We start from the raw sequence: 817 nt of genomic DNA, 5'->3' as shown, positions 1-817 counted from the left end.
CTAGGGCGTGTCATCAATTAATGGAGATGATTGTTGATGCTAAGTAGATCGCTGATAAGAAGTTTTGAGCCAATTTATCATAGCGTGTGGCAATAGCACGATACTGCTTGAGCTTGGCAAAAAAGTTCTCGATCAGATGTCTTGCCTTGTAGAGATGTCGGTCATAATCACGCTGATCAATAGAATTACTTTTCGCTGGCATCACAATTTGACCCTTCGCCGCTAAAATTGGAGCAATGACCCGATCCCTGGAGTTGTAGGCTTTATCCATAAGCCAGGTCTGGCTCAACGATAAGTCCAGCAACACATCTGAACCGTTTAAGTCATGGGCCTGCCCATCAGTGAGATAAAATCCTGTTGGGTTGCCTAAAGCATCAGTACGGGCATGAATTTTGGTGCTTAAGCCACCTTTACTGCGTCCAATCGCCTGATTTTTTTTTCCCAGCGCTGTGTTGATGAGCACGTACAATGGTGGAGTCTAACATGGCGTATTCATTATCACTGTCATGTGACAGCACTTCAAAGACCCTCTGCCACACACCTGTTTTAGCCCAACGGCTAAAACGAGTATGCACGACTCTAAAATCACCAAAGCGTTCTGGTAAGTCTCGCCACGGGATACCTGAACGATACCGATACAATACTGCTTCAACAAATAGTCGGTTGTCTTTGGCCGTTACTCCAACAGTACCCATTCGTCCAGGTAACAGATCTTTAATCTGTTCCCATTGATCATCTCTTAAGGCATAGCGTTTAGTCATAAAAGTATAATGGGGACAAGGTGGTTTTCCTCAAGGTAATTGATGACACGCCCTAG

The 817-nt window shown here is 44.7% G+C and carries 1 pseudogene; it reads right to left on the bottom strand.

Annotation, left to right across the window (positions count from 1 at the left end):
* Window positions 1-13: 13 nt before the first annotated feature.
* Window positions 14-761: pseudogene (locus AC1P5O_RS16640) on the bottom strand (IS5 family transposase).
* Window positions 762-817: the final 56 nt, after the last annotated feature.

This window comes from Prolinoborus fasciculus (assembly GCF_056724605.1).
The sequence above is the reverse complement of the archived record's forward strand: the minus strand, read 5'-3'. Positions and strand labels throughout refer to the sequence as shown.